At 59.7% G+C, this 4,228-nt stretch carries 5 protein-coding genes; 2 read left to right on the forward strand and 3 right to left on the reverse strand.

Annotated features, from left to right (window positions below; genetic code table 11):
- Window positions 1-194: 194 nt before the first annotated feature.
- On the reverse strand, window positions 195-962 hold the full coding sequence (locus HT737_RS10665; RefSeq protein ID WP_306287200.1) for a hemin ABC transporter substrate-binding protein: 768 nt from the start codon (window positions 960-962) through the stop codon (window positions 195-197).
- Between the two features lie 162 nt (window positions 963-1,124).
- Here HT737_RS10665 and HT737_RS10670 point away from each other — a divergent pair, with 162 nt between their 5' ends.
- Window positions 1,125-1,442 (forward strand): Rieske (2Fe-2S) protein, encoded by a 318-nt coding sequence (locus HT737_RS10670; protein WP_095668308.1) that lies wholly within the window; start codon window positions 1,125-1,127, stop codon window positions 1,440-1,442.
- Here HT737_RS10670 and sfsA read toward each other — a convergent pair.
- Together sfsA and HT737_RS10680 are read right to left on the reverse strand one after the other, a co-directional pair.
- Window positions 1,439-2,152, reverse strand: a complete 714-nt coding sequence (gene sfsA / locus HT737_RS10675) for a DNA/RNA nuclease SfsA (RefSeq protein WP_095668307.1) — start codon at window positions 2,150-2,152, stop codon at window positions 1,439-1,441. The genes HT737_RS10670 and sfsA overlap by 4 nt on opposite strands.
- On the reverse strand, window positions 2,152-3,324 hold the full coding sequence (locus HT737_RS10680) for a pyridoxal phosphate-dependent aminotransferase (RefSeq protein ID WP_121187213.1): 1,173 nt from the start codon (window positions 3,322-3,324) through the stop codon (window positions 2,152-2,154). The genes sfsA and HT737_RS10680 overlap by 1 nt, the downstream gene beginning before the upstream one ends.
- Window positions 3,325-3,658: 334 nt before the next feature.
- Here HT737_RS10680 and dksA point away from each other — a divergent pair, with 334 nt between their 5' ends.
- Complete coding sequence (dksA, locus tag HT737_RS10685) at window positions 3,659-4,102, forward strand: RNA polymerase-binding protein DksA (protein WP_007959616.1); 444 nt, start codon at window positions 3,659-3,661, stop codon at window positions 4,100-4,102.
- Window positions 4,103-4,228 lie beyond the last annotated feature (126 nt).

Raw genomic sequence — 4,228 nt, forward strand, 5'->3', positions numbered from 1 at the left:
CTACGCGTCTTGCCTCGTTCCAGCGCCAGATACATGAGGTAATCGTTTGCCGGCTCAACCAACTCCATTTGCCCGTTCAGCAGGAAAGGAATTCCAATATAAGCCTGGGTTAGCAGGACGAAACTGTCATCGGTGAACAGTAGCCTCATGGTTCATACCACTCATTGAGCACTGAGAGATCCTTTCTCTCTAAGCTAATGAATCATGGGCGCTCTGTCTGTAACAGAAATAGGGTTACCCTCCTTGAACAACGCCGCTTTTGCCGCCTCACCGCTCAACGCGCGATCCGCAAACACCAGCACCTCAGGATCAAGCCCGGCCAGCGACTCAACAGAGAACGGCTTGTAACCTGTATGCGTTGCCAGGTTATGTCCGCCGGCCCGTTGCAGCAGCCAGTCGGCGACAGTGTCCTTGCCGGCAATCAATGGTTTACCGCCGGCATGTCCGATCAGCACCAGCACACCGGGCGCCTTGTGCCGGGTCTGCAACTCGGCGACTCGCGCTTTCTGCATGGCGAGCTGCTGTTGATAACTTTCCAGCAACTGCGTCGCCTGGGCTTGCGCGCCGAGCAACTGCCCGAGATGCGTGAGGTTTTTTTCCAGCGTCGGCAGATCCGGCTGCGCCGAGAACAGTTCGACCTGCACCTTGGCGCTCCTTACCTGAGCGATCACCGGTGGCGGGCCCATTTCTTCGCTGCCGATAAGGATGTCCGGGCGCAGGCTGAGAATGCCCTCTGCCGACAGGCTGCGTTGATAGCCGATACTTGGCAGTTTCTTCAGCGACTCGGGATGCTGGCTGGTGGTGTCGACGCCGACCAGTTTCGACTCGCCGCCCAATGCACTGACCCACTCCGAAAGCGCGCCACCGGCACTGACCCAACGCTGTGGCAAGTCGGCAGCTGTCACCTGAAGGCTGGCGAGGAGTCCGACACACAGCACAGCAACGCGGATAATCAGGCGCATACGCAGCTTTCCTTGAACAGTTTTCCCGGGCAGCGAACCGGCAGGCCAAGTATCCTTGGCGGCAGCCGCGCACAGTGGGCGAAGGCGGCCATTTGATAATTGTTTGCATTTAAACGTCAAGCTCGGACATTTCCTGAAACGAGCAGACAGTTGAGGATAGTCATGAAGTTTTTGTGCGCAGGCGCCGATCTCGCCGAGGCCGGCAGCCGTGGGTTCGACATCCACGGCAACAAACTGTTTGCCGTGCGCCGCAATGGACAGGCCTATGTTTATCTCAACCGTTGCCCGCATCGTGGCGTCGGCCTGGAATGGCACCCCGACCAGTTTCTCGACCCGAGCAACAGCCTGATCCAGTGCGCCACCCACGGCGCACTGTTCCTGATCGAGGATGGCGAATGCGTCGCCGGGCCCTGCGCCGGGCAATCCCTGACCGCCATCCCCTGCCGCGAAGACGCCCGAGGGGTGTGGATCGATGTTTAACCGTTGAGCAACACGTCCAGCCGCCGGTCGATCACCATCTCTTCGTGGTTCAAGCGCACGCCGTAGGCCAGCACTTCAACTCCGCATGCCACCGCCTCGCGCAGGGCATCGGCGTACGCCGCATCGATTTCCTCGGCCGGACGCACTGCGTCAATCCCGCTGAGATTGACGCAATACAGCTGCACCGCCCGAATGCCGTCACGGGCCAGATGCGCCAGTTCACGCAGATGCTTGGCGCCGCGCTGGGTCACCGCATCGGGAAACGCCGCGACATTCGTTCCGTCGAATCCCAGCGTGACACTTTTCACTTCCACGTAGGCCGGACCGCTCGGGTACTCGAGACGGAAATCGATACGGCTCTTTTCCTGGCCGTACGCCACTTCACGTTTAAGCGCCGTAAAGCCGCTCAACTCGTCGATGACTCCCGCCTGCAGCGCCTCGTCCACCAGTGCGTTGGCACGGCCGGTGTTCACGCAAAACAGCCGACCCTGCGGAGTTTCGCCAATTTCCCAAGTGCCGGGCAGCTTGCGTTTCGGGTCGTTGGAGCGACTGAACCACACCTGTCCGCCCTCAACCTGGCAATTGAGCATCGAACCGGTGTTCGGGCAGTGAAGGGTCAACAGCTCGCCATTGACCGTTTCAACGTCAGCGAGAAAACGTTTATAGCGGCGAATCAGCCGCGCCTCTTCCAGAGCCGGATAAAAACGCATCAGCCTTGCCAGCTCTTCAAGCCACGAGCGATGCGTTCCACCGCTTCCTGTAAGCGTGGGAGGTTTTGGGTGTAGGCAAAACGCACATGATGGCCCGCTTGATAACGACCGAAATCCAGCCCCGGGGTAAAGGCAACGTGCTCGGTTTCGAGGAAATGCCGGCAGAACGCGAAGGCATCACCGCCGAACTGGCTGATATCGGCATACAAGTAGAACGCACCTTCAGGTTCGACGGCGATATTGAAACCCAACTCGCGCAACGCCGGCAGGAGGAAGTCGCGACGGCGGCCAAATTCGGCGCGGCGCTCTTCGAGAATGCTGATAGTGTCCGGCTCGAAACAGGCCAGTGCGGCGTGCTGCGCCATGCTCGGCGCGCTGATATAGAGATTCTGCGCGAGTTTCTCCAGCTCACTGACGGCCGCATCCGGTGCCACCAGCCAGCCGAGACGCCAACCGGTCATGCCGAAATATTTGGAGAAGCTGTTGAGGACAAAGGCGCTGTCATCGACTTCCAGCACGCTGGCGGCATCGGTGCCGTAAGTCAGGCCATGATAAATCTCGTCCACCACCAGATGGCCGTGCCGCGCCTTGATGGCTGTGGATAATCCGGCCAGTTCGTCGCGGGTCAGGAGGGTGCCGGTCGGGTTGGCAGGCGAAGCCACCAACGCACCAACGCTGTCGTGATCCCAATGCCGCGCCACCAGATCCGGGGTCAGTTGATAGCGCACCTCCGGCCCGACCGGAACCAGTTGTGCCGCGCCTTCAACCAGACGCAGGAAGTGCCGGTTGCACGGGTAGCCCGGATCCGCCAGCAGCCAGTGTTTGCCCGGATCGACCAGCAAGGCGCTGGCCAGCAACAGGGCGCCGGAACCACCGGGGGTGATCAGGATCCTTCGCGGATCAATGTTCAAGCCGTAGCGCGATTGATAAAACCCGGAGATCGCTTCGCGCAATTCAGGAATGCCCCGCGCTGCGGTGTAGCGAGTCTTGCCCGCCGTCAGCGCCGCTTGCCCGGCGCGGATGATCGGTTCGGCTGTGGTGAAGTCCGGCTCGCCGATTTCCAGGTGGATCACATCGTGACCTTCGGCCTGCAGTTCATTGGCCCGCGCCAGCAGCGCCATCACATGGAACGGTTCGATCGCACGACTGCGCGCACTGTAGGGCTGAGCCATTGGTTTTCCTTCGACGGGGAAAAAGAGACGATTCTACCTGTCTGCCGGAACGAGCGAGAACCCGTCGCGGTCACAGCCTCAAGAACGCTGGACTGTAACGATATGCGCGTACGCTCCAGGATTGACTAAAATCAGAGATTGATCAGGCCTCCATCACTGTCAGACATGACTTGCCAAACTTCTGCAAGCGCCGCCCGCCGGGGCCTCGACATCCGGGAGTAGCGCAGGCCGAATTGATCTGGTAAGTTCGCCCGCTTGCAGCCGCAGGGCCGGCAGGTGTCGGTGATGGAGCAATCCTGCGCAATGGATTACAAGAGTAGAGGCGGTCCATTTCATGCCCACCCAAGCAAAGCAACAGGCAAGTCAGACACTCAGCGGTTTCGAACCCTACGTCCCGAAAGCGGGCGAAGAGTACATGGGCGCTCCAATGCGCGCGCACTTCACCAAGATCCTGACCAAGTGGAAACTGGACTTGATGCAGGAAGTCGACCGCACTGTTGATCACATGAAAGACGAAGCGGCCAACTTTCCTGATCCGGCCGACCGTGCCAGTCAGGAAGAAGAGTTCGCCCTCGAGCTGCGCGCCCGCGACCGCGAGCGCAAACTGATCAAGAAGATCGACAAGACCCTGCAACTGATCGAAGACGAAGAGTACGGCTGGTGCGACTCTTGCGGGATCGAGATCGGCGTCAAGCGCCTTGAAGCCCGTCCGACTGCCGACATGTGCGTCGACTGCAAGAACCTGGCGGAAATCAAGGAAAAGCAGGTCGGCAAGTAATCTCGACCTGAACGAAAAACGGAGCGTGCGAACGCTCCGTTTTTGTTTCTGCCTTTTGCCCTTGTGGGAGCGAGCCTGCTCGCGAAAGCGGTGTGTCATTCAACATTTAATCGTCTGACATCAAGC

Origin of the sequence: Pseudomonas sp. MD195_PC81_125 (genome assembly GCF_014060985.1) — a bacterium.
Lineage (GTDB): Bacteria > Pseudomonadota > Gammaproteobacteria > Pseudomonadales > Pseudomonadaceae > Aquipseudomonas > Aquipseudomonas parakoreensis.